This window comes from Acinetobacter sp. YH12140 (genome assembly GCF_013418475.1).
GTDB lineage: Bacteria > Pseudomonadota > Gammaproteobacteria > Pseudomonadales > Moraxellaceae > Acinetobacter > Acinetobacter amyesii.
Map to the genome: position 1 here is coordinate 410,402 of NZ_VPBZ01000005.1, position 21,442 is coordinate 431,843.

Below are 21,442 nucleotides of genomic sequence, written 5' to 3' on the forward strand. Positions count from 1 at the left end.
CCTGCATTTGCAGGGACTTTTTAAATAAAGACAACAATCTTAGTGAGCTGCTGCTGCTGAAGCGGCTGTTTCAGCGTCAGCTGTTGCTTCGTCTGCAGGTGCATTTGCAATTTCAGCAGGAACATCTTGGTTCTTTTCATCCAATACTGGCTTATCAAGTTCATCAATGGCTTTTTGTTGTTCTGGCGTTGTTTGAGCATTGTCTACGGCAACAGCAGATGCTTCTGATTCCGTTGGTGCAGACTCTTTTTTAGCACAAGCTGTCAAAGTTAATGGTGCGATTAAAAGTACAGCAAGTGCAAGTTTTAAGTTCATCGTTGTTTCCTACTACTGCGAATTAGGTGTTACGATGAATTTTATTGCAGAAATATTGCACTTTGATGACGGCAAAATGAATGGGCGATAAAAAAAAGGCTGACCGAAGCCAACCTTTTTTAATACTGTATTATCTTATTGATAATACTAAATTAAGCACGGTCAAGAAGCGCTGCTACAGCAGGAAGAGTTTTACCTTCAACGAATTCAAGGAAAGCACCACCACCAGTCGAGATGTAACCAATATTGTCTGCAACTTCATATTTATCAATTGCAGCAAGCGTGTCACCACCACCCGCGATCGAGAAGCCTTCAGATTCTGCAATCGCTAAAGACAATGCTTTGGTGCCTTCGCCGAATTGATCAACTTCAAACACACCTACTGGACCATTCCATAGAATAGTTTTTGAAGTTTTCAAGATTTCTGCAAATGCTTTTGCAGTTTCAGGGCCCACATCCAAAATCATGTCGTTGTCTGTTACATCTTCAACTTTTTTCACGACAGCTTTAGCAGCAGCTAATGAACCGAGGAAGTCTGCAAAATCAATTTCAGCAGCATCAGCAACAACAACATCTGTTGGAAGTGGTACAGATACTTTTGCAGCAATGGCTTTTGCTGTGTCGATCAGGTCATTTTCACAAAGTGATTTACCAACATTGAAGCCCGCAGCAGCTAAGAATGTATTGGCAATACCACCACCCACGATCAATTGATCACAGATGTCAGATAGTGAAGTTAATACATCTAATTTAGTAGAAACTTTTGAGCCTGCAACAATTGCAACCATTGGTTTTGCAGGAGTTTTAAGTGCACGGCCTAGCGCATCAAGCTCAGCAGCAAGTAAAGGACCTGCGGCAGCCACTTTTGCACAACGTGCTACGCCTTCAGTCGATGCTTCTGCACGGTGAGCCGTACCAAATGCATCCATAACGTAAACATCACAAAGTGCTGCATATTTAGCAGATAATTCAGGATTGTTTTTCTTTTCACCTACGTTGAAACGGCAGTTTTCTAGTAAAACCACTTGACCTGGCGCAACGTCAACACCGTCTAAATAATCAGTGATCAGTTGAACATCTTGACCCAAAGCTTCTGTTAAATAAGCGGCTACAGGTGCTAGAGACTGTTCTGCTTTAGGCTCACCTTCAACAGGACGACCTAAGTGTGAATACACCATTACAGCAGCACCTTTTTCTAAAGCTGCTTTAATTGTTGGCAACGCCGCACGTAAACGTGCATCGCTTGTAATCACGCCATTTTTAACTGGTACGTTAAGATCTTCACGGATCAGAACACGTTTACCCGCCAAATCTAGGTCAGTCATACGCTGAAAGTTCATGCATTACTCTCTTTTATTGATATCAAAACGCGACGATTTTAAATGATTATGCAGAAAAACGTTAGCTTCTTTTGCAGAAAAGCTATGTCGAGCCAAAGTTTTGTTATGATAGCGAAAAGCCTTATAAAGATTCAGCGCTTATGTCGATTCATCCAGACCCAAATATTAATCGTTTAAATGTTTTAGGCGAACCCTTGGCAAGCTGTTGTTTTGATCCGATTACCGGATATTTTAGAAATGGCTTTTGCCATACAGCAACAACAGACCTTGGTCAGCATACGATGTGTGCACAAATGACATCTGAATTTTTAAACTTTTCCCAAAAAGTTGGCAATGACCTAATCACACCCTTACCCGAAGTTGGTTTTCCAGGACTACAACCTGGTGACTTCTGGTGTATCTGTGTGACTCGCTGGGTGGAAGCGTATCAAGAAGGATTTGCCCCACCTATTAAAATACAAGCGTGTCACCAAGCGGTGCTGTCTTATGTACCGCTTGATGTACTTATGGAATATGCAGTGTAATGAGTACTTCCAAAATCATTTTGGCTTCTAGCAGCCAAACCCGTAAAGACCTAATGGACCGTTTACGGATTGATTACCTCTCAATCGTACCAGATATCGACGAAACACCTCGTGGTGAGAACCACGCTGATGAGTTAGCAAAGCGACTGGCATTTGAAAAAGCTTCAGCAATTGCAAACCAACACCCAGACGCGATTGTGATTGGTTCTGACCAAGTCGCATGGCGCGAAGGCGCACCAGATATTTTTATCGGTAAACCGCTTTGCGATGAAAAAGCCATTAAGCAGCTTCAAGCCAATTCTGACAAAATCGTTTATTTCAGTACGGCACTCAGTGTCCAACAAAAATCGACAGGTTTTGAACAAACCCTTGTCGAGCACTATAAAGTGAAGTTTCGCAAACTTAGCTTGCCTGAAATTGAACGTTATGTTCAGGTTGAACAGCCGCTGCACTGTGCTGGCAGTTTTAAATGTGAAAGTTTAGGGATTAGCTTATTTGAAGAAATGATCGGGCAAGACCAAACTACACTCATGGGTATGCCGATGATTAAACTCTGCAATATTTTACGTGAGCTTAAAATCTTAGTCCCATAATTTTAAAATCTTTATTTGTTACAGCATAATAAACACATCATTAGCTCTTTATGGGCTAATGATTAAAAAGTCACTTACTTATTTATTACAACCAAGAACTGAAAACATGAAAACGTTTAATTTAATGTCATCTAGCCTCATTAGCATTAGCCTTCTATTTTGTTCGACAAACGGTCATACCAATACAGTGAATCAAACTGTGACCAACTCTCAGCAATACAACAAAAACTTAGTCAATGAGTGGGTTCAATATAAATTTATCTATGCTGAATTAGAACAACAAGGCGCTGCGATGCAGGAGCAAATCATTCAACAACTGGGCACTAAAACCAAAACCGGTGGTACTAACACGCCAGAACAACAAATCAATAAACTGGTTGCTCTAGGCAAACAAAAATTTGAAAGCATTCAACCACAAACAGTTGAAGTGAAAAAACTTCTAAAACTACAAACCGAAAATGTTGAAATGATGGCAAAAGTCATGCCGAATCATTTCAAATTAATGTCTGATAAAGAAAATACTAAAATTGATACCAATGCACATTTTGAGCAATTCATGAAATTTTCAGCGACTACGGCTGCTGCCAATAACTATGATTTGGAAGTTGAAAAATTAGTCATGCAATATCTCAAAGACAATCCTTTAAAATAGTCTCAAGCTAATCGAAATAATTTAATGAAATAGAGCCTTGCTAAAAACTGGAATCTCAAGGGACAATATATCCATTGAAATTGTATGTATTTAGCTATGGCTCATTCTCTTGACATCCTCGGCGGTATCAGCGCTGAACAATTCCTTGCCGAATATTGGCAGAAAAAACCATTATTGGTTCGTAATGCACTCCCTGAAATTGCCCATATACTAGAACCAAAAGACGTTCTTGAATTGGCTTTAGAAGATAACGTCACTGCACGTCTCATCAAGCAAAAAGATCGTGATCCAAACCAATGGACAGTGAAATCTTCTCCACTACTTAAAGCCGATTTTCAAAAAATGCCGAAACTCTGGACTTTATTGGTTCAAGCTGTCGATCATTATTCTTTTGACTTAGCCGAGCTATGGAAGCAGTTTTCATTTATTCCGCAATGGCGTCGTGATGACATCATGGTGTCGTATGCACAAAAAGGTGGCTCTGTCGGGCAACATTTTGATTTTTACGATGTATTCCTCGTACAAGGCTATGGTCACCGCCGTTGGCAATTGGGTCAAATGTGTGATGCAGATACTTCATTTGTCGAAGGTCAACCGCTTCGCTTACTGCCAGAAATGGACGTTCATTTTGATGAAGTGCTTGCTCCCGGCGACTTACTTTATGTACCACCAGGCCTATCACACTATGGCGTAGCTGAAGATGAATGTCTGACGTATTCATTTGGCTTTCGCATGCCAAATGTCACTGAAATGATGGATCGTGTGACAGACAAATTCACAGACAATCCTCTACTTAAAAATCCATTAACTGACATTTTACGTGACAAAATCAGTGCGATTGGCCAAGTGACTGAAAATGAACTTGAGTATTTAAAAGAAAAGTTATTTGAACAATTGCAAAATTCAACCGTACTTGAAGATGCAATCATGAGCTTAATGTCAGAACCTAAATATCCTGACAATATTCCTGAAGCCGAAGAAATCGGCACTGGTGATCTTGAAGAGGCCTTAGATCAAGGCTATCAACTCATGTTAGAACCGGCTTCACGCTTACTATATACAGAGCAAGACGGTGATATTTTGTTTTGGGCAAATGGCGAAGGAATCTGTATCTCAGACGAATTTGCAGTGCATTTAAAAACCATTGCCGATGGCCAAAGTCTAGCGCTAGACGAATCTTTATATGATGCTGATATCTTAGAGGATATTGCCATGCTATTAAATGAATCTGTGCTGATGCTCGTCCCAACGGAAGCTGAATAAACTCAATAAAAAGGGAGCGTCATGCTCCCCTTTTATACTGCTGAATAGCATTATTTTCTCTTTCTACGATTTAAAAAATCTTCGACTTGATCGGCTTTTTTTTCCACGATGACGTGATAAACCCATACTATCAACAACACAAATCCAATAAACCACAGATAGCGCATTACACCGTATTGACTACCTTTGCCTTGCCAAATTTGTAATTCAATACTTTGAAACTCCACATTCCTCGACTCTAACAAACTTAGTTGACTGGTCATACTATTTGGATCAATGGCAGCATTGACTGAAAAAGGCGCACCGTCCATAACAAAAATAAATTCTTGTCCTGCATCCAATGTTTCTAATCGTTCAACCTGATCAACACCTGCATCCATTTGCATAAGATTGCTTGAGGTTTGTTGAATAGCAGCATTGTAGTTATCAATTTGAAATTTTACAGATACCTCACCACTGGTCATTGCCCTACCTCTGACCAACAAGACTGCACGATATGGGTTTTGGCTCGATGTCGCCGTGTAATCCACTGCAAAATTTTTAGTGTTTAATGCATTTGTATCGCTTTGACTTTCTGTGAGTAATTGCTGAATTTCTTCTGTGCTTAACACTGCTTGTTGGAACAAAATCTGCCCATACTCACCTGGTTTAGGCGCATGATCCTGCGAACCACAAGCTGCTATAAAAGTGACACAGCAGAAGAATGCAATGCGCTTTAGATGACTTAATATCGAATTGATCATCATTTTTATTATTTCAACATATTATTTTATGCAGCTGATTTTAAATTAATTTCTGTTTGAATAATGGTACAGCCTTGCTGAGAATGAATTTTGAAATTTCCGCCTATACGCTCCACACGCATTTTCATACTTCGCATCCCAATACTCATGCCATGATTAGAAACACTCTCAACATCAAAACCGACGCCATCATCTTCAATAGTTAATAACAAGGCGCCATTTTCGAACTGTGACAGCGTGACATTGACATGATTTGCTTGGCTATGTTTCACAATATTGGTCAGGCTTTCTTCAATCACTCGTATTAAAGTCAGACACTGAATTGCCGTTGGTTTGATCGCCCACTGCGAAGGAATACACCATTTGGCATTCATTTCCACTTCATCCATCAACTGACTAAAGCGATGTCGTACAGGTGCGATCCAGAGCAAAGGTGAATCTGGCACTTTACTGTCTAAAGATGATCCACTATCAATAATTTGCCTTAAATCATCGCGCAATAATTTCAACATCGACAAGAACTGTCTGTTTGGAATATTACTTTCACACTGATCAACCAAGATCATCGAGCGCACAATGGATGCGCCCAGACCATCATGCAGATCATGCGATAATTTAATGCGTTCCTGCAGGCGTACATTACTCAGTTCAAGCTGATGTTTATCATTCAAGCTACTACATAGTTCATCACTGACTTTCTGAACTTCAAATGCCAAATCATCATTATATTTTTCAATTTTCTGTATATTTCGATTGAGTCTCGCCCCCAAGATCACCACTATAAATAAGGTTATAATCGGTGAAGTAAAGGGTGATAAAGGTGTAAAATTTTCTTTTGGAAAGAGTACCAAGACCATGATGTCAGCTATGACTATCACAATTATCGCAGTCAAACAGATTGCTAATAAAATATAGTCCTTTCTTCGTTCTTTGAAACAAATTTTACACAGATAGAGGTAAGTGATAAAAAAGAATGCACAATACAAAAAGAAAATAAGGCTCGAAATATCTGCATTTTGTTCGAATGGCCAAATACACACCACACCAATCAGTGCAGCAGTCAACATTGTAAATGACAGTTCTATTCGTGGAAACTTACGCCCAAGAAAGCGTAAGATATAAATGCTAAAGCACTGAAAGTACAGCATTACAAATATCAGATTAGCTTTGGCAGAAAAAACCGAATCTGGGTATGGAAAGGTTTCAGTAGTCAGGGCATTACTGAGAAATAAAATCCACAGCACTGTTGAAAGCGCAAACCAGCCAAAACTGGTATCACGAGGACGCATCAACCAAATAATAAAGCAAATTAGACCCAAGACCCCAGAAAGAAAAATATTTAACTGTAATATGGTCCGACGTGTAAACGTTGTTTTTTCGGCTTGCTCTACCGTTGCCATTACATTGTTAAATATTACTGGACCCAAGCCAGCATTTAAACTCGAGTAACCATACACATAGATCAAAGTTTCATTATGATCATGTTTGATTCCACTTATCGGTAAAATCCAATAGCGCGCAACATTCCAACTTTTAGAAATCGGTTCTTGAAGATTTTTATTGGTCCATAGCAAGTCGCCATTCAGAAATACTGAACCCGTATTAATGATGTAATCAACATATAGTGCGATGGGTTCTGCCAAACGGGCATTATTTTTACAGTACCAAGACCAGTCTAATTTATACCAAGCACCACCTTGATAACCTTCCCAGTCTTTATCTTCTTTCCAACGGTCAGGTAATTGCGTAGTTTTCCATCCTGTTCTGGGTAATTCTTGATTGGATGGTGTCTTCACCCGTGAAATGCTATTCACAGTTACATTACATTGATCATTTACAGGGAAAACTTGCTCTGCATGACTCAAGCTCCCCCATACTAAACAGAGGATAAATAATACAAAATATCCTCCTTTACGCATTATAGAATACCCATAGATCTTGCTGTACTCACGGCTTTTGTTCGTTTCGTTACGGCTAATTTTCGGTAAATATGTTTAATATGGCTTTCTACGGTATAGCGTGATACAAAAAGCTGTTCAGCAATCTCACGATTACTCAAACCTTGAGCAACCAAACATAAAATTTCTTTTTCACGACTGGTCAGCAGGTTTAAGTCTGCTTCATCGGCGACTGTTTGTTCTGGACTTGGTGCTTCAGCTTCAGATATTTGTTTGAGGATTTCTCGTGCAATAAATGGGTCAATCGGCGCCCCACCACGTAAAATACTCCGAATAGATAAAAGTACTTCAGCATCATCACGTTCTTTTAATACATAGCCTGTTGCGCCTGCTTTAATCGCAGCAAATAAGCTTTCTTGTGTACTCCATGCAGAGACAACCAAGATCATAGTATTACTTTCGAGGGAACGTATTTTTTCAATAATTTCGATACCACTGCCATCAGGCAAACCTAAGTCAACTAAGGCTAAGGATATCGGTTGTGTCTCTACGGCTTGAATAGATTCTTTAACATTTTTGGTGAAGATAAGCTCTTCACGCTTATAACCCAGCTCCGTCAAAATTTGACGTAAACGTAATTGAATAATTTCCTCATCTTCAACGACAAGCACCGGTACGGGTAGTATGACTTCTTGTGGTGACATGATTTACTTCCCCCGAAAAAATGAAATGTCTTTTACATTAATGAGTTTAAACCTTTTAGGATATCCCTGTAATTAAGTAAATTTCTTATTTTTAATAATTTATTCTAATTCAATTGATGCAGTTATGATGCATTTTTCTTCTAATTTTAGCCCCATTTATCATTACAATATATGTATAGCCATCAGTCTGACTATACACTGTACTTAGCTTAAACTTGAGTAAGATTAGCTCAAATATTGCTTTTTCAGATATTTTACAATTTTTTCAGATTCAAAAAGTTCTACACCAGTATTAGGGTCTTTCAAGTATGGTACTTGAATATTGTTCCCCATGATTTTTAACACTTGTTCACGCTTACCACCTTTTAGAGGTACATATTTACCAGGTTTTAAGCGCATTATCGCTAATCCTTGATCTTGCCAACGCTCCTTAGCCACATTATGAAAGGTATATGCCAATTCCATTTCAGACAATGCGCTACGTACGATACGTGTATATGGACTCGCTTCAAAACCCCATAGTTCTAAGAGTTGACTTGGTGCATCACGATGGATAACTTTACGCTGCACCCACACGCCTTGAGCCCCATTAATTAAGGTTCCAACATAGGCAACATACGGAATTTTAGGATAATTGGCATACCTCTTAGGAGTCTGACCTGTTTTGCCATAATGTTTAAATAGATGATGAATTATTTGCTGAGATTCGTACAAACGATCCCCAGTATTGTCATCCACCAAGAAAGGAAATTGTTGTTTTCCACCCAATTTCTGCACGTCTAAACGGTATTTTTTAGCCCCTTTGGGACATGGGTAGACCTCATAATCCAAATTGAGTGTGGTTAGTACTTCTCGTACACGACGACAATAGGGAGACCCTTCAAATTCGTACAGTTTAAGGGCTTTTTCAGGTTGTTTCGGATAAGGCGTCCCATTTGTACCACGTCCGCCCTCTGCTACGCCTGAGAGCAACGCTTGCGCCACTTTTAATTGATGCAACAACATACTTTTTTTCCTTTCTTTTTTTATTTCGTATTTTTATACATCAGCCGAGAGTCCTCAGCTGATGTTTGTATTTTCTTTTTCACATTTATATCGTCATGTATGAGCAAGAATTACGCTTTCATTCCACGACTAAAAATTCAAGTACGCTTATAAAGCAACCAATTGCTCTTTTGAAACAACGATGCCGTTATTGTCAGCATAAATAAAATCACCAGACTGAATGTTTACACCACCAAAACTTAATGGAATATCTGTTTCACCCACGCCTTTGCGGTTACTTTTTTGTGGAATCGCAGCCAAAGCATGCACACCTAAATCAAGTTCTGCAATCGCATCAACATCACGCACGCAGCCATAAATAATGACACCATTCCAATGATTGTTGACTGCAGATTCAGCAATCATATCACCCATCAAGGCACAGCGCATCGAAGCGCCACCATCCACAACCAATACTTTACCCGTACCATCGGTTGCCAATAATTCTTTAACACGAGAGTTATCTTCAAAACATTTAACCGTCACCACCTGACCGCCAAAACTTTTTCGTGCACCATAACTTTGAAAGAATTTACCATCCAAAGACGGGATCACCACTTGTAATTCTTTGTCTGGATGATCATCAAGTAAATCACAAGTGACGAATGGAACTGTAGACACGGTATTTCCCTCATTTAATTGTTAGTATGCGTAAATTATCATAAATCTCGAACTTTTCAGTCTGAGTTTGTGCCGCCTCGACCATAGTATGAGCCACTTGCTGTGCTGTCACTGGCTTAAATTTGAAACGATCAGGTACAAAATGCGAAAAGCGCATATAAAGTTTCTGTGTCGCATCTTCTAAACGGCGAGATTCATGACGTTCACCAAGTAACAGCGAAGGTTTTAATATCGAAAGTTGATTTAACTTTAAGGTTTTTAAATAATATTCCAATTCCCCTTTGACTCGATTATAAAAAAATGCGGAATTGGCGTCAGCGCCCATAGCACTGACAATGATCAATTGTGTATCTGTATATTCTAATAATTCAGCAAAATGCGCATTGATGCTAAAATCAATTTGATAAAAATGATCTTTAGACCCTGCTTTTTTAATGGTCGAGCCTAAACAACTAAAGGCATGACTATAATCTCTCACATCATCCTGAGTCAGAGAAAGAAAGTCACTGATCACCATTTGTTGAACTTTTGCCAGTCCATTCAGTTCATGGTCACGCTGACGTACCACAGCCGTAATATTCTTACATCTTGCATTTTGACTGAGCTGACGAACCAATTCCCGCCCGACCAATCCTGTTGCTCCGATGACAATCGCATTCTCTATACTTTTAGTCATTTTTCATACAATCTCAATCACTTTAGACTAATCTAACGTTTTCTTTAAAATTTTTCTGCATCTAAAATGTTGTCAAAGCATGTCAAGACTTGACTTAAGCGCTTAGTTTAATCACAATATGGCACTTGTTTACGGGCTGGTGATAGTTCTTCTGATGTTGGTTTTCAGATGTAATTTCAGCCCGCCCAGACCAATCTATTTCAAGGAGTGCACGAGTGGCAAACTCTGCTCAAGCAAAAAAACGTGCTCGTCAAAACGTTAAAGCACGTCAACACAACGCAAGCTTACGTTCTATGGTTCGTACTTATCTTAAACGCACAGTAGCTGCTATTGCTGCTGGTGATTATGCTGTCGCTACAGAAGCTTACAAAAAAGCTGTTCCTGTAATTGACCGTATGGCTGATAAAGGCATCATCCATAAAAACAAAGCTGCTCGTCATAAGAGCCGTTTAAATGCACAAGTTAAAGCTTTAGCTAACTAATTTGTTGCGATAAAAAAAGCCCTTTTTAGGGCTTTTTTTGTACCTATAGGTTTTTAAAAGCAAAAAAATAAGGTCCTCGATGGACCTTATTTTCTATTTACAGATTATTTATTAATCAGTTTCATATTCGTCGCTGATAAATATGTCCATAATAAGTTTTGGCTTGCTGTCAAATTTGTCCAACGTTGATTGCCACCATTGGTACAGCTATATCGAATTAAATCCGCACGGTTATTTTGCAAACGTCCCGTATTTAAATCCATACATTGACCACTTTGACGAATCGTTGTAGTCGCAGGGTCCATGGTCCAAATTTGGTTGGTTTGGTTTAACACGCAGCGCTCTAGCGTCACTTTAGCTGAACCACCGTTGCCAGTTATGCATTGATCTGGATTTGACTTGCTGTGTATACGACCAATCGCATCATATACCCACTGTTCAGTATCATCCGCCGTACAACCGCTTGGGCCACTGATATATAAATTTAATGTTCCATCAGTTAAGGTTTCAGATTTCAAACAGTTGTTACCATTTTTGATCAATGTCGCCTGCTCGAACAAACCTTCTTGAGTGACTGAAAGCTTTTTCATAAATGCTTCGAGTGCGCTTTGCGCCTCAGGCACTTGATTGTTTAGGTCTTGAGCATACACATTCATCCATCGATTTAGTCGGTATGCGGTGTTTTGTTGCGATTCATAACGGGTTAATTGCTGACGTGCCACATTATTCATCAATGACTTGTCATTTTTATAGGACTCATACAGCATTTTTTCAGTTGGATTTAGTGCAACAACAGCATTTGCAGCTTGCGCTTCCAAAGCACTTTCTAATTGAGGAAGTTCGATAGCACGCAATGCACTATAACCATGCTGACGCCCAATTTTGACAGCCGGCTTGATCGCTGTGCTGTAGACTGGAATATCAATATTTGCTAATAATTTGGCTTCTTCACCTGCCTTTTTACAATATAAATTGACCTTCTGTGGTTGATCTGCCAAAGCTAAATTGACATGCAGTTTATTGGCATTACTACCTAATCGTGCAGGTGCTAAAGCAATATTGTTGACTTTATTCGTGTATTGCACATTCAACCAACATGCAGCTTGGTCTAAGGCCGTATTGGCCGCCGTTAAATCATAAACATTACCCCAGTTTGAACGTGCCGCAGGATATAACAAACCGACTTGATTGACTGGATCATAACCCCCTAAAATGGTAATGACAGGCTGGCCAAAGACCCGTGGTCGTGGATAATTTTGATCTGCGTTATACCAAACCGGAGCCGTAGAATTTGGCATTTTCGGTTGTGCGACTTCCATCTCACGAGTGGTTTTGTTCCACTTTTTGTAGCCGGTAGGTGATGTTTCATCCCAGACATAACGGTCAAAGTGCGGTTGAATTTTCAGGAATGTGCTGTAACCCGTGTAGTGCGTATATCGTGATACATTACTATCGGTATATCCGCCAGACATCGCATCTTTACCGTACGGGAACAGATTTTTAAAATTAGGGATCCCATTACCACCATCCCACTTCCATGTCGCCGTCCATGATAGATTTCCGCGCATCATATTGCGATTGGCAATATAACCCCATCCACTGTCAGCATGATGTGCAGCCCAAAATAGATTGTCACCTACCTGACCAGGGTAATGTCCTAAACCATAATGATGGCCAATTTCATGGCTAAATTCATTCCCTACAGAATCATAAAGCGTGAGCATGCCATTACCACCACTCAGTCCATGAGTATGCACACCATTGGCATAGTTCCCCTTCGTATGATGGACAACTACTGTTTGGGTTAATTGTGGCTGACTTTGATTGGCCATAGATGCACTGGTAATACCCCAGTTAGCAAGGTTTATACCAACACTAAAGGTTGATTTACCGACATCCTCACGCATGTCTCCTGCATAAACACCACCATCTCCGGCACTTTTACTGTCATAAATAACACCTGAAGATACCATTGCACGTGTTAACTGCATATCATCATATTGTGCAACCGTCATTTCTGCTGCAGGAATGGTTTGGAAATAATCTGTGCCCGCTTTTTCAGGCTCTAGTAGCATATAGTGGCCGGTAGAATTTGGCTTATCTGCCAACATACCAACACGGATATTATTTAAAACCAATTCACCTGGTGCAGCAAAATCGATTTTATCCTCAGCCAATTCACCGCTGACTTTATTTGCGTCAATAAATTTTAATCTTAGACCAGGTTTAACTTCATCCCAATTGAGTTTCGTGGTCCACGCACGTTTACTGTACCAAACATCTGGACGACCTCTTTGCCCACTCTGGTCTGAAACAGGCATTTGCGTCGGATCATCCAATGTCGCGGTACGAATTAAGCGGTTGTTTTGATAGATTTCTACTTTGAGTTGCTTGATGTTTTGCATATCAAGTGTTGGCGTCACGATAAGCAGCGCTTCTTTTTCACTGGTTAACCGTGGCATTTTCTTGGATTCGTTCGCATTAGGATCGACGACATGACTTTGACCAAATTGAACTTGCGCTGAAAAGTTGCCGACTAAATCATTTCGTATTTCACGAACAGCATCATTTGCATCGTAGTCATAAAAGCCAATACTGGTATCATCAACTATGTCTTGGGTCGGTTCTGGATAATTTGCAGTTGATGCAGAACCACTTGAACTATCACCACCGCCTCCACCACCACAAGCAACTAACATTAATGACACAATACAAATTGATAATTTGTTATATGAAAAATCTATCACACTTTTCACTACTATTCCCCAATTAGCCACAAAAAAATCCAATAAAGAGACTTACATAAAAATATATAAATCAATAATTTACAAAAAAGTTAATGCTATTTTCTTTTTTTTAATCATTCAATTACCGTGTTTTGTCACTTATTAACAATTCAAATAAAATCTAAATATTTTGTATTGGTAGAATCATTATTAATGTGACAGGTATTTCACTTTTCAACTAAAATTAAGATGTAGACCTGTTAATACAATCGTATATTCCCGACAGAAATTGTCAGGATATTTTTAGAAACTTTGTAAATAAAATTTTAAGAAATGGCTTAATCCCATATATTTTTTATGGTATTTTAATTTTCATCCTAGGCAGCCATTGCTGTACAAATGAAAAGAGGGATAAAAATGTCGATTAACCAATTTTTGCCATCATTAGAAAAATTTGCAGAAGCAGAAAATCAATATATTGAATATTTTACATCGAAAGGTGAAAAAGACATTTTAGGCAAAGTCATTTCAAATATGAAATCGACCGCAGAGATTCAAGCCTCTCAAGGCGTAGACTCATGGTTAGCATATGGCGTGTACTTACCAGCTGTAGAACGTATTTTTGCACTGCATCAAGGGGAAACAGAAGCTGAATTTTTTGAACGCACACAATATCCAGTTGAACTCGTGCAAGCGTATAGCATTAAAGATCATGACATTGCGACCTTGATTGCCGCTGACAAATATAGTCGAATCCACCAACAGCACCTCCCAGTTAATACTAGCCGCTGGCCTTATAGTGACGATGGTTCAAGTATTGATTTAAATCAGTACCCTGCACGAATTAAAGCCAATATTTAATCTTTTATTTAATGAAATACTGAAACAGATAAAAAAGGCATCCGCACATGGATGCCTTTTATAAATTTTTTATTATTAGCAAAATTTCTTAAAGTTGCTGTTCAGCTTGCTGAAATTCACGAATATTTAATTCATTTAGTTCACCACGCCAAATCCATTTCAGTTTTGACTCAAGGAATACATCTCCTTCAAACCAAACAAATAAACCTTCCATCATTTTAGGCCAATCTTCGCGTGTCACGATATTTTTACCTGAAATAATGGCAAGAATTGCAGCCAAAATCGTGTCATGACTCACCGCTAGACTCAGACCATAATCATTGGTTGGATGAGTGTTGTAAATCAACTCCAAAACATCTACCACCCCATGAATGGGCTGTTTCATACCCGGCAAAGCATTATTCACAAAACTATTGATAAAGCCCAAGGCACCTTGCTTTTGAAAATATGGTCCTGCTTTTTTAATATCCAGCACAAAACTTCCCGGCTCGACCAATAATCCTTGTTCAATGATCTCGATATGGTGGGTATTTGGCTCAATCGTGACGTTATCTGCACCTTGAATCATCAATGCTGCCGTATCCACACAGCGCTGAATTGGACTAGAAATACAGTGTTGAATAACACGATCGGTATTTTCAACCAAATAGCTACCCCACGCTTCGGCTAAATCTCGTCCTTGATGGGTCAGTTGTAAGTCATAACCGGCCAAACCCTGTCCTTGTACAACTTCACGAATGGAATGACGTGTAAACAATGTTACAGGCGTCTTTTCATCCGGCAATAAGTCTATTGCTTTCAGCATACTAGGAGGGAGCAAATCTAGGGCCATAATTGACAGTTCTTATATGCAGGAGATTTAACGGAGTGTGCAGACACTATAGCATGAACCCGATTTAGCTCAAGTTTTGTCAGGCATGTTTGCCAAAGCATTTAAGGCCAATTCTTTCATTTCGGCATTTTTAAATGCAATAAATCCACCATTTAATAAAGTCTTGCGCTGGTTATATAAAAAAGCGCGACCTTTAAAATCAACCAAACCACCACCAATACGCTCGATTAAACATTGTCCAGCGCTCGTATCCCATTCACAAGTCGGATGAAAACGCGGGTAAATATCCACTCGATCTTCTAACATCATACAAAACTTATATGCACTACCAGCATGGTATGCCTGATAAGGACTAAGTTTTTCTAAAGCGTCTAAATAATCCGTATAAATCGGCTTATTTTTAGCACTTTGACTCAAGCCAACGTGTACGACATTCTCTACAGAGGTTTGAACATATTCATACCATGTGGTTGACTGGCTATCATATTTCAATGGAAATCCTGCAAAAGGACAAATATATACACTATATTCCCCCGGAATTGCCAATATGGCAAAGGTAGTATTAGCACCCTCAACCAAACTCAGATTAATGGTAAATTCAGGTCTTTTATGTAAAAACTCTTTGGTACCATCTAAAGGATCAAGCAGCCAAAATTTTTGCCATTGCATACGTTCAAACTTGTCACCTTCTTCTGACAATACAGGCAAGTTAGAAACTTTGGATAATGCTTGAGTAATATAGCTATTTGCACGATAGTCAGCTTGCGTTACAGGTGAATCATCACTTTTATGTTCCACATCAAAATCCGCACCTGAGCAATAACGCTGATATTCTTCTCGCAAAATTTCGCAAGCTTGTGTCACAATGGGAACCAACTGTAAAATCAGTGGGTCTTGCGGTGCTGTTGTTGTTTTAAACATAGAATACCTTTATATGCCAAATTACTCAGAAAAGCCGACGATCATTTTCGATATGGACGGATATCTCAATAAACCATTAATTTAAAATATTTATTTATAAAAAATACTCTAAAATAAGTTTTTATGTACACAATCTTGTACACATTTAATTATCTGCTCTGATTAAGTATAAGCAAAAAGAACTAATTTAATACTTTGAAATTATATAATCTAAGTATTACTAATGAAGTGGTAGCAACACATGATCGATATGAAAATAAATAAAAAGTACCTCTCTTATGTAAAACAAGAAGAGGATCTTGATTACTGGGAATTGTCAGAAGTGAATTTTGTAGATCATTCAGGTTGGTGCTGGACCAATGATTATGAGAAAGCCAAATATTTTATGAGCGTTAGAGATGCTAATATTTTTTTGGCGAAAAAGAAGGGTGAATTTTGGGAAGGTGTGGAGATAGTTAGTGAGTAATTTAAAGAAGCCCTCATCGAGGGCTTTTCTTTTAATTATCTTGTGCAGCATACTTCAAGTTATCTGCTACCCGATTCGTCCAACCTTTGCCGTAGGTAGGCCATTTACTAAGTGAAGTGTAGAACTTCAAACGTTCAGTAGTCAATGATAGCAATACATCATTAAGATCTAATGCATTCACCGCTTCAATTGTTTTCGGGCCAATAATACCGTCAGCGGTGACGCCAGCTACTTGCTGTAATTCAATGATTGCTCTGTTCTTCCCTGCATTAATTGCGAAATCCCAAAGCTGAAAAGTAATAGCAGAATGCAGGCCATGACCTCCCAGCTTGTCCCACCAATCCTTTTTATAAATCTGCTTTGCTTGAGCTAGACTTAAATTTTTAATATCAAGGTTTGGATATGTATTTGCAGCTAAACCGAACTTAGTTCCTTTCAGTGTACCAACACCCACTTTGCCGCCTGTCCAGTTACCCGGATCTCGTTTATCTGTGCTATATCCACCTTCGTGCCCGACCAGACGATGAAATGCTTCGTCAAATGAAATTGAATCTGCAGGGATGCTGGCAAAGCCTAATAATGTTGGCTCGGGGTGCAATTCAGGTTGATATTTCTTTTTGCCGAAATAACTCAAAATTGGCAAGACAACTGATAGAAGTACGGTGTGGTATTCGGCTGGTATCACTTGCGTATCCATGCCTTGTTGTAAAACTGTAGGTAGCAAACCCAATATAATAGCCCCCCATAACGGCCACTTTACTGATAAATATTTCAATGGATTATCTGATATTAATTTCATTTGTTGTCCTCTCGATGACTCTGCATAACTGCTACGTCTTGCTTTAGCTGATTAATTGAATTGATCGTCCATGCACCGCCTGAAATCGCTACACCAAGAACAAACCCCATCCCCCAACGCAACATTGAAATAGCGCCTTGATGGATATGATTCTGCTGTTCAAGCGCTTCTACTTTGACGCGCTGCTGTTCAAGTGCTTGGTGGTAACTTTTATTAAGCGTGTTTGTTTCAATCAGCTGCTCTGATACTTTCTGTAGCTTTTCAGCTACTTCATTTAATTTTTTCCACAATGCAGTACTTGGTTCATTCACTGCTGCTCCCCTGATTTTTTGACATTAAAAAAGCCCTAGGCTTATTAGGCGCTAGGGCTTGTGGTGGTTTGTTGTGTAACTAAAAAACATTCCACTTTTAATCTTTAATCTATAAAATCAGGCAGATTTTATAGAAAAACACAATATATTATGAGTTCAAACTTTAGATACGATATAAACGGCCTTAGAGCTTACGCCGTAGCCTTTGTTGTTCTTTTCCATTTTAATATTTTTGGTTTCAGCGGTGGTTTTGTCGGCGTTGATATATTTTTTGTCATCTCTGGTTTATTGATGACCAAAATTATTGTAAAAGGTTTAGAAAAGGATTCTTTCAATTTTATTAAATTTTACTTATCAAGAGCTAATAGAATCATTCCTGCACTTGCAGTATTAATTACTATTATTGGAGTAATTGGCTGGTTTACTTTATTGCCTCAAGAGTTTAAAGATTACTCTCAACACTCTATAGCTAGTCTAAGCTTTTTATCTAATATTCAATATTTTAGAGAATCTGGATATTTTGATGCCGTATCTCATGAAAAGTTACTCTTACACACATGGTCATTATCGGTTGAATGGCAGTTCTATATAATTTTACCTATATTCTTGTTTATAACTGGAAAGTTGGTAAAGAACTTAAATAGTTTAAAAATTGTATATTTAATTGGTTTTCTATCGTCCTTATTACTATCAATTTATTTCACAAAAAACTACGCTTCAGCTTCATTTTATCTACTTCCCACACGTGCATGGGAAATGATGGCAGGCGGCTTGATTTTTCTTTACTTTGATAAGATACAACTCAAAAACCATACTAAAAATGTATTAGAAAAAACGGGATTTATCTTAATCTTTTTATCATTATTTTTATTCACTGGGAAAACTTTATGGCCTAGTTACAATGCACTTGTTCCCGTTATTGGCACTTTTTTAATACTATTAGCAAATAATAATTCTTTCTTTACGAATAATAAAGCTGCTCAGTTTCTAGGTAATACGTCGTATTCTATCTACTTATGGCACTGGCCAATAGTTTTTTACTTAGCTTATTTTGAAAAATCTAGCAGTATATTTTTCAGCTGCTGTGCAATAATTTTATCAGTAGTTCTCGGGTGGATATCATATAAATTCATTGAAAATCCTACTCGTAAATATTTATCAAATCTTTCAATTTTTAAAAATTGTGCTGCAACTTTAATATATATATTTATTCCGATAGCATTACTTAGCTTTATATATGTAAATAATGGCTTACCAAATAGATTAAGTGAAGATGTAAAACAAACCACTACAAAGAATGCGGAACGTAACCCAAGATTTAATGAATGCCAACCTTCCTCTGGATCAAATCTTCCAGAATGTCACTATGGTAAAGGTGAAATTAAACTATTGGTTATTGGTGACAGTCATGCTGAAGCTATGATGCAAGCTGTGCAAAGCTCATTGCCTGTGGAAAGTGCAGCCTTAGACTGGACATATTCTGGCTGCCCTACTGTTAAGAATATTAAGAAAATTAATAGCCCTGATTTCAAATGCGATGAAGCTATTTCATACTACTTAAAAAAATCAGTTAGCAGTTATCCCAATGCAAAAGTGTTAATCATTAATCGAACAAATGTTTTATTTCATGGCGCAGCAGATGGAGACCCTACTATTGATAAACCTATTCGGTATATTTCTAAACCATCAGAAAGCTATGATCAAAATTACCATCAAACAATGAAAGCTGCTCATATTGAAACACTATGTGAATTTGCTAAAAATCATGAAGTATATGTTACTAGACCTGTTCCAGAATTCCCTGTAAATGTTCCTAAAGTTTTAGGGCATAGATTAATCCTTAATAATAAAGAGAAAATTACAATTTCTAAAGATGATTACATGAGCAGAAGTAAGCTTACTTTTGAAGCGCAGGATGAGGCTAATAAAAAATGTGGTGTACACATCTTGGATACAACAAAATACTTCTGTGATGAAGAAAAATGTTATTCAGATAAAAAGGGAATACCATTTTATTTTGATGACGATCATTTAAGCGTTTATGGTGCTGAACAGCTAATTCCTTTGTTTAAAGAAGTTTTTAAATAAACTCTATGTTGTACATCCCTTAGCGGGATGTACAACATAGAATGGCTAGGGTTCGGTACTCTCTTGATCATCAATATTAGTAGATGATTCATTTAACCGGATATCAATCCAGCGACCTGCAGTAATATCCACAGGATTTTCCAAATCAGCGACAATAGAAGCGGTTTCAAGATCAAACTTTTTCTTATAAGTTTTTACTGAAATATCACCATTTTCTAAAGTTTCATAGACCACTGAAAATAGGACATTACCATTTGCATCTTTAGGTGTTTCGATATACCAGCCCTCTTGAGCAAAACCGCTCGATCCTTTGATGAGATAGTTGCCAACATCTAGTTTTTCAAAAGAAATATTCTGCTGCTGTGCTTCATCGTTGTGTTCGATCTTGTTTGCATATAACTGAATAATTGGTGATGCAGATTTAATAAATCCGTTACCATCTGTCGCTGTGTTCCCTTTGTGCAGAACTTCATGCATCGCCCAAGCACCAGATGCCACGGTGTTATGTGTAAATCGCAGATACGCTCTTCTTTCTAGTGGCGCTAATAGAATCTGAGCAATTGCCGAAGCTCCACGCGACATGGACAAGCCAACTGAATATTTTGGAAGTAAAGCCGTTGTAGCTGCATTTTCAGAGCGTACAAAACAATTAATATCTGGTGTTAGGGCTGTTTCATCAGCGATAGAGAAAACATTTGTTGTGCTATTTCCTCCCAGTCCAAAATCTCCAACTTTTGTAACTCTGCCTGCTGTTACATCTTGATGTGTTGTGGTTATAGTTAAACCTAAATTTGTCCGTGCTATTGCTGCTGTGGTTGCACCAGTTCCACCTTTAGTAACAGGTAAAGCTGCAGGTAGATTTGCATTGCCTGTACCCGTTCCACCTAAAAATGCATAAATTTCATCGTCATTTGCTTGTAGTTTGGCCGAACCTGTTCGGAACGTATCACCGCCTGCACCAGTAGGTGCTGTGCCTTGATTAATTGTTTGCTTAGCCATATTTTTCTCACAAAAAAACCCCAACATGTGAGGCGTGAAATTGATTTAAATCAAAGGTAAAAGACTTGGGTGAATGTTGTTGAGATTCGCCACACTAATCCACCCACTTTAGAGATTTGGTATTCGCCAGCTTTTACTCGGACTTCACCATCTAGTAGTGAGTCCCACAAGAAAGAATCAGCGCCTTTATGCGCGTCAAAAAAGGCTTTAATTTCTAAAATTTCGTCCTTTTTTGCCGTACGCTGATAGGGCCATTGCCCAAATCTATTGTTAATACCAACAGAGATGTTTTGCTCATAACCATCCCCAAATTTGCTTGAAAGCGTATTGAATGATGAAGTTTGAGCATTACCCTCTAAGTCTTGGCACCATGTGAATTTTTGGTTGCTCATATATTGCGTCCAATAAAAAAACCACCCGAAGGTGGTTTAACTTTTAATATTACTAGCTACTCTTCATCAGAAACATTCATGGCTGCATATTGAAAAGCATCAGAAAACTGTTGGGAGAATTTTTCAGCAAGTTCAGGACTAAGAGCTTTTCTAAAAACAAACTCTTAATCCTTCATAAATTCTTGAAATTCC

23 protein-coding genes are annotated in these 21,442 nt (G+C 38.4%); 8 read left to right on the forward strand and 15 right to left on the reverse strand.

From position 1 onward, the window contains the following. Positions 1 to 39: 39 nt before the first annotated feature. Entirely contained in the window at positions 40 to 315 is a 276-nt protein-coding gene (locus FTU75_RS09045) for a hypothetical protein (protein WP_078193510.1), read from the reverse strand. A gap of 152 nt (positions 316 to 467) precedes the next feature. After that, entirely contained in the window at positions 468 to 1,655 is a 1,188-nt protein-coding gene (locus tag FTU75_RS09050) for a phosphoglycerate kinase (protein WP_180084314.1), read from the reverse strand. A gap of 140 nt (positions 1,656 to 1,795) precedes the next feature. On the opposite strand from FTU75_RS09050, the gene FTU75_RS09055 reads away from it, so the two are divergent. The 4 genes from FTU75_RS09055 to FTU75_RS09070 all read left to right on the forward strand — a co-directional run bounded on the left by FTU75_RS09055 (position 1,796) and on the right by FTU75_RS09070 (position 4,687). Next, on the forward strand, positions 1,796 to 2,179 hold the full coding sequence (locus tag FTU75_RS09055) for a DUF2237 family protein (protein WP_078193708.1): 384 nt from the start codon (positions 1,796 to 1,798) through the stop codon (positions 2,177 to 2,179). Next, positions 2,179 to 2,772, forward strand: coding sequence for a nucleoside triphosphate pyrophosphatase (locus FTU75_RS09060; protein WP_078193512.1), 594 nt, complete (start codon positions 2,179 to 2,181; stop codon positions 2,770 to 2,772). The genes FTU75_RS09055 and FTU75_RS09060 overlap by 1 nt, the downstream gene beginning before the upstream one ends. A gap of 106 nt (positions 2,773 to 2,878) precedes the next feature. After that, positions 2,879 to 3,424: a hypothetical protein gene (locus FTU75_RS09065; protein WP_180115771.1), complete on the forward strand. Its 546-nt coding sequence runs from the start codon at positions 2,879 to 2,881 to the stop codon at positions 3,422 to 3,424. Positions 3,425 to 3,520: 96 nt separating this feature from the next. After that, positions 3,521 to 4,687: a cupin domain-containing protein gene (locus FTU75_RS09070; RefSeq protein ID WP_180115772.1), complete on the forward strand. Its 1,167-nt coding sequence runs from the start codon at positions 3,521 to 3,523 to the stop codon at positions 4,685 to 4,687. Between the two features lie 50 nt (positions 4,688 to 4,737). Here the strand turns inward: FTU75_RS09070 and FTU75_RS09075 are convergent, their stop codons facing one another. From FTU75_RS09075 to FTU75_RS09100, 6 genes are all read right to left on the reverse strand, one after another. After that, positions 4,738 to 5,433: a hypothetical protein gene (locus FTU75_RS09075; RefSeq protein WP_180115773.1), complete on the reverse strand. Its 696-nt coding sequence runs from the start codon at positions 5,431 to 5,433 to the stop codon at positions 4,738 to 4,740. A gap of 23 nt (positions 5,434 to 5,456) precedes the next feature. Further along, positions 5,457 to 7,349: an ATP-binding protein gene (locus FTU75_RS09080; protein ID WP_180115774.1), complete on the reverse strand. Its 1,893-nt coding sequence runs from the start codon at positions 7,347 to 7,349 to the stop codon at positions 5,457 to 5,459. Beyond that, positions 7,349 to 8,032 (reverse strand): response regulator transcription factor, encoded by a 684-nt coding sequence (locus tag FTU75_RS09085; protein WP_078188703.1) that lies wholly within the window; start codon positions 8,030 to 8,032, stop codon positions 7,349 to 7,351. Before FTU75_RS09085 ends, FTU75_RS09080 begins: the two co-directional genes overlap by 1 nt. A gap of 225 nt (positions 8,033 to 8,257) precedes the next feature. Beyond that, positions 8,258 to 9,037, reverse strand: a complete 780-nt coding sequence (locus FTU75_RS09090) for a glutathione S-transferase N-terminal domain-containing protein (protein ID WP_180115775.1) — start codon at positions 9,035 to 9,037, stop codon at positions 8,258 to 8,260. A 147-nt stretch (positions 9,038 to 9,184) separates the two neighbouring features. Beyond that, complete coding sequence (rraA, locus tag FTU75_RS09095; protein ID WP_180034795.1) at positions 9,185 to 9,697, reverse strand: ribonuclease E activity regulator RraA; 513 nt, start codon at positions 9,695 to 9,697, stop codon at positions 9,185 to 9,187. A 10-nt stretch (positions 9,698 to 9,707) separates the two neighbouring features. Continuing rightward, positions 9,708 to 10,373: an NAD(P)H-binding protein gene (locus FTU75_RS09100; RefSeq protein WP_180115776.1), complete on the reverse strand. Its 666-nt coding sequence runs from the start codon at positions 10,371 to 10,373 to the stop codon at positions 9,708 to 9,710. Between the two features lie 215 nt (positions 10,374 to 10,588). On the opposite strand from FTU75_RS09100, the gene rpsT reads away from it, so the two are divergent. After that, positions 10,589 to 10,855 carry a 30S ribosomal protein S20 gene (gene rpsT, locus FTU75_RS09105; RefSeq protein ID WP_078188707.1) on the forward strand — a complete coding sequence of 89 codons (267 nt, stop codon included), beginning with the start codon at positions 10,589 to 10,591 and terminating at the stop codon, positions 10,853 to 10,855. 104 nt (positions 10,856 to 10,959) lie between these two features. On the opposite strand, the gene FTU75_RS09110 is transcribed toward rpsT, so the two are convergent. After that, positions 10,960 to 13,554, reverse strand: a complete 2,595-nt coding sequence (locus FTU75_RS09110; RefSeq protein WP_180115777.1) for a M66 family metalloprotease — start codon at positions 13,552 to 13,554, stop codon at positions 10,960 to 10,962. Between the two features lie 444 nt (positions 13,555 to 13,998). On the opposite strand from FTU75_RS09110, the gene FTU75_RS09115 reads away from it, so the two are divergent. Next, positions 13,999 to 14,442: a hypothetical protein gene (locus tag FTU75_RS09115; protein WP_180059081.1), complete on the forward strand. Its 444-nt coding sequence runs from the start codon at positions 13,999 to 14,001 to the stop codon at positions 14,440 to 14,442. An 88-nt stretch (positions 14,443 to 14,530) separates the two neighbouring features. Here FTU75_RS09115 and FTU75_RS09120 read toward each other — a convergent pair whose 3' ends face one another. Beyond that, on the reverse strand, positions 14,531 to 15,274 hold the full coding sequence (locus tag FTU75_RS09120) for a histidine phosphatase family protein (protein WP_078188709.1): 744 nt from the start codon (positions 15,272 to 15,274) through the stop codon (positions 14,531 to 14,533). A 69-nt stretch (positions 15,275 to 15,343) separates the two neighbouring features. Then, complete coding sequence (locus tag FTU75_RS09125; protein WP_180115778.1) at positions 15,344 to 16,195, reverse strand: 3'(2'),5'-bisphosphate nucleotidase CysQ; 852 nt, start codon at positions 16,193 to 16,195, stop codon at positions 15,344 to 15,346. A gap of 241 nt (positions 16,196 to 16,436) precedes the next feature. Between FTU75_RS09125 and FTU75_RS09130 the strand changes: the two genes are divergently transcribed. Then, positions 16,437 to 16,661 carry a hypothetical protein gene (locus tag FTU75_RS09130; RefSeq protein ID WP_180115779.1) on the forward strand — a complete coding sequence of 75 codons (225 nt, stop codon included), beginning with the start codon at positions 16,437 to 16,439 and terminating at the stop codon, positions 16,659 to 16,661. A gap of 31 nt (positions 16,662 to 16,692) precedes the next feature. On the opposite strand, the gene FTU75_RS09135 is transcribed toward FTU75_RS09130, so the two are convergent. Continuing rightward, positions 16,693 to 17,208: a glycoside hydrolase family 108 protein gene (locus tag FTU75_RS09135; RefSeq protein WP_373685857.1), complete on the reverse strand. Its 516-nt coding sequence runs from the start codon at positions 17,206 to 17,208 to the stop codon at positions 16,693 to 16,695. Between the two features lie 248 nt (positions 17,209 to 17,456). Further along, positions 17,457 to 17,771 (reverse strand): hypothetical protein, encoded by a 315-nt coding sequence (locus FTU75_RS09140; protein WP_180115781.1) that lies wholly within the window; start codon positions 17,769 to 17,771, stop codon positions 17,457 to 17,459. A 150-nt stretch (positions 17,772 to 17,921) separates the two neighbouring features. On the opposite strand from FTU75_RS09140, the gene FTU75_RS09145 reads away from it, so the two are divergent. Further along, positions 17,922 to 19,859, forward strand: a complete 1,938-nt coding sequence (locus FTU75_RS09145) for an acyltransferase family protein (RefSeq protein WP_180115782.1) — start codon at positions 17,922 to 17,924, stop codon at positions 19,857 to 19,859. A gap of 45 nt (positions 19,860 to 19,904) precedes the next feature. Here the strand turns inward: FTU75_RS09145 and FTU75_RS09150 are convergent, their stop codons facing one another. Together FTU75_RS09150 and FTU75_RS09155 are read right to left on the reverse strand one after the other, a co-directional pair. Beyond that, a complete protein-coding gene (locus FTU75_RS09150) occupies positions 19,905 to 20,858 on the reverse strand; it encodes a phage tail protein (protein WP_180115783.1) in 954 nt (317 codons plus the stop codon). Between the two features lie 50 nt (positions 20,859 to 20,908). Continuing rightward, positions 20,909 to 21,250, reverse strand: coding sequence for a phage tail protein (locus tag FTU75_RS09155; RefSeq protein ID WP_180115784.1), 342 nt, complete (start codon positions 21,248 to 21,250; stop codon positions 20,909 to 20,911). Positions 21,251 to 21,442 lie beyond the last annotated feature (192 nt).

Bases quoted from the DNA above. Each gene is read 5' to 3' on its own strand.
- FTU75_RS09150 (WP_180115783.1), bottom strand. From the start codon at position 20,858: ATGGCTAAGCAAACAATTAATCAAGGCACAGCACCTACTGGTGCAGGC.
- FTU75_RS09100 (WP_180115776.1), bottom strand. From the start codon at position 10,373: ATGACTAAAAGTATAGAGAATGCGATTGTCATCGGAGCAACAGGATTG.
- FTU75_RS09045 (WP_078193510.1), bottom strand. From the start codon at position 315: ATGAACTTAAAACTTGCACTTGCTGTACTTTTAATCGCACCATTAACT.
- FTU75_RS09085 (WP_078188703.1), bottom strand. From the start codon at position 8,032: ATGTCACCACAAGAAGTCATACTACCCGTACCGGTGCTTGTCGTTGAA.
- FTU75_RS09055 (WP_078193708.1), top strand. From the start codon at position 1,796: ATGTCGATTCATCCAGACCCAAATATTAATCGTTTAAATGTTTTAGGC.
- FTU75_RS09060 (WP_078193512.1), top strand. From the start codon at position 2,179: ATGAGTACTTCCAAAATCATTTTGGCTTCTAGCAGCCAAACCCGTAAA.
- FTU75_RS09070 (WP_180115772.1), top strand. From the start codon at position 3,521: ATGGCTCATTCTCTTGACATCCTCGGCGGTATCAGCGCTGAACAATTC.
- FTU75_RS09065 (WP_180115771.1), top strand. From the start codon at position 2,879: ATGAAAACGTTTAATTTAATGTCATCTAGCCTCATTAGCATTAGCCTT.
- FTU75_RS09155 (WP_180115784.1), bottom strand. From the start codon at position 21,250: ATGAGCAACCAAAAATTCACATGGTGCCAAGACTTAGAGGGTAATGCT.
- FTU75_RS09080 (WP_180115774.1), bottom strand. From the start codon at position 7,349: ATGCGTAAAGGAGGATATTTTGTATTATTTATCCTCTGTTTAGTATGG.
- FTU75_RS09110 (WP_180115777.1), bottom strand. From the start codon at position 13,554: ATGTTAGTTGCTTGTGGTGGTGGAGGCGGTGGTGATAGTTCAAGTGGT.
- FTU75_RS09130 (WP_180115779.1), top strand. From the start codon at position 16,437: ATGATCGATATGAAAATAAATAAAAAGTACCTCTCTTATGTAAAACAA.
- FTU75_RS09075 (WP_180115773.1), bottom strand. From the start codon at position 5,433: ATGATGATCAATTCGATATTAAGTCATCTAAAGCGCATTGCATTCTTC.
- FTU75_RS09120 (WP_078188709.1), bottom strand. From the start codon at position 15,274: ATGGCCCTAGATTTGCTCCCTCCTAGTATGCTGAAAGCAATAGACTTA.
- FTU75_RS09125 (WP_180115778.1), bottom strand. From the start codon at position 16,195: ATGTTTAAAACAACAACAGCACCGCAAGACCCACTGATTTTACAGTTG.
- FTU75_RS09050 (WP_180084314.1), bottom strand. From the start codon at position 1,655: ATGAACTTTCAGCGTATGACTGACCTAGATTTGGCGGGTAAACGTGTT.
- FTU75_RS09090 (WP_180115775.1), bottom strand. From the start codon at position 9,037: ATGTTGTTGCATCAATTAAAAGTGGCGCAAGCGTTGCTCTCAGGCGTA.
- FTU75_RS09145 (WP_180115782.1), top strand. From the start codon at position 17,922: ATGAGTTCAAACTTTAGATACGATATAAACGGCCTTAGAGCTTACGCC.
- FTU75_RS09115 (WP_180059081.1), top strand. From the start codon at position 13,999: ATGTCGATTAACCAATTTTTGCCATCATTAGAAAAATTTGCAGAAGCA.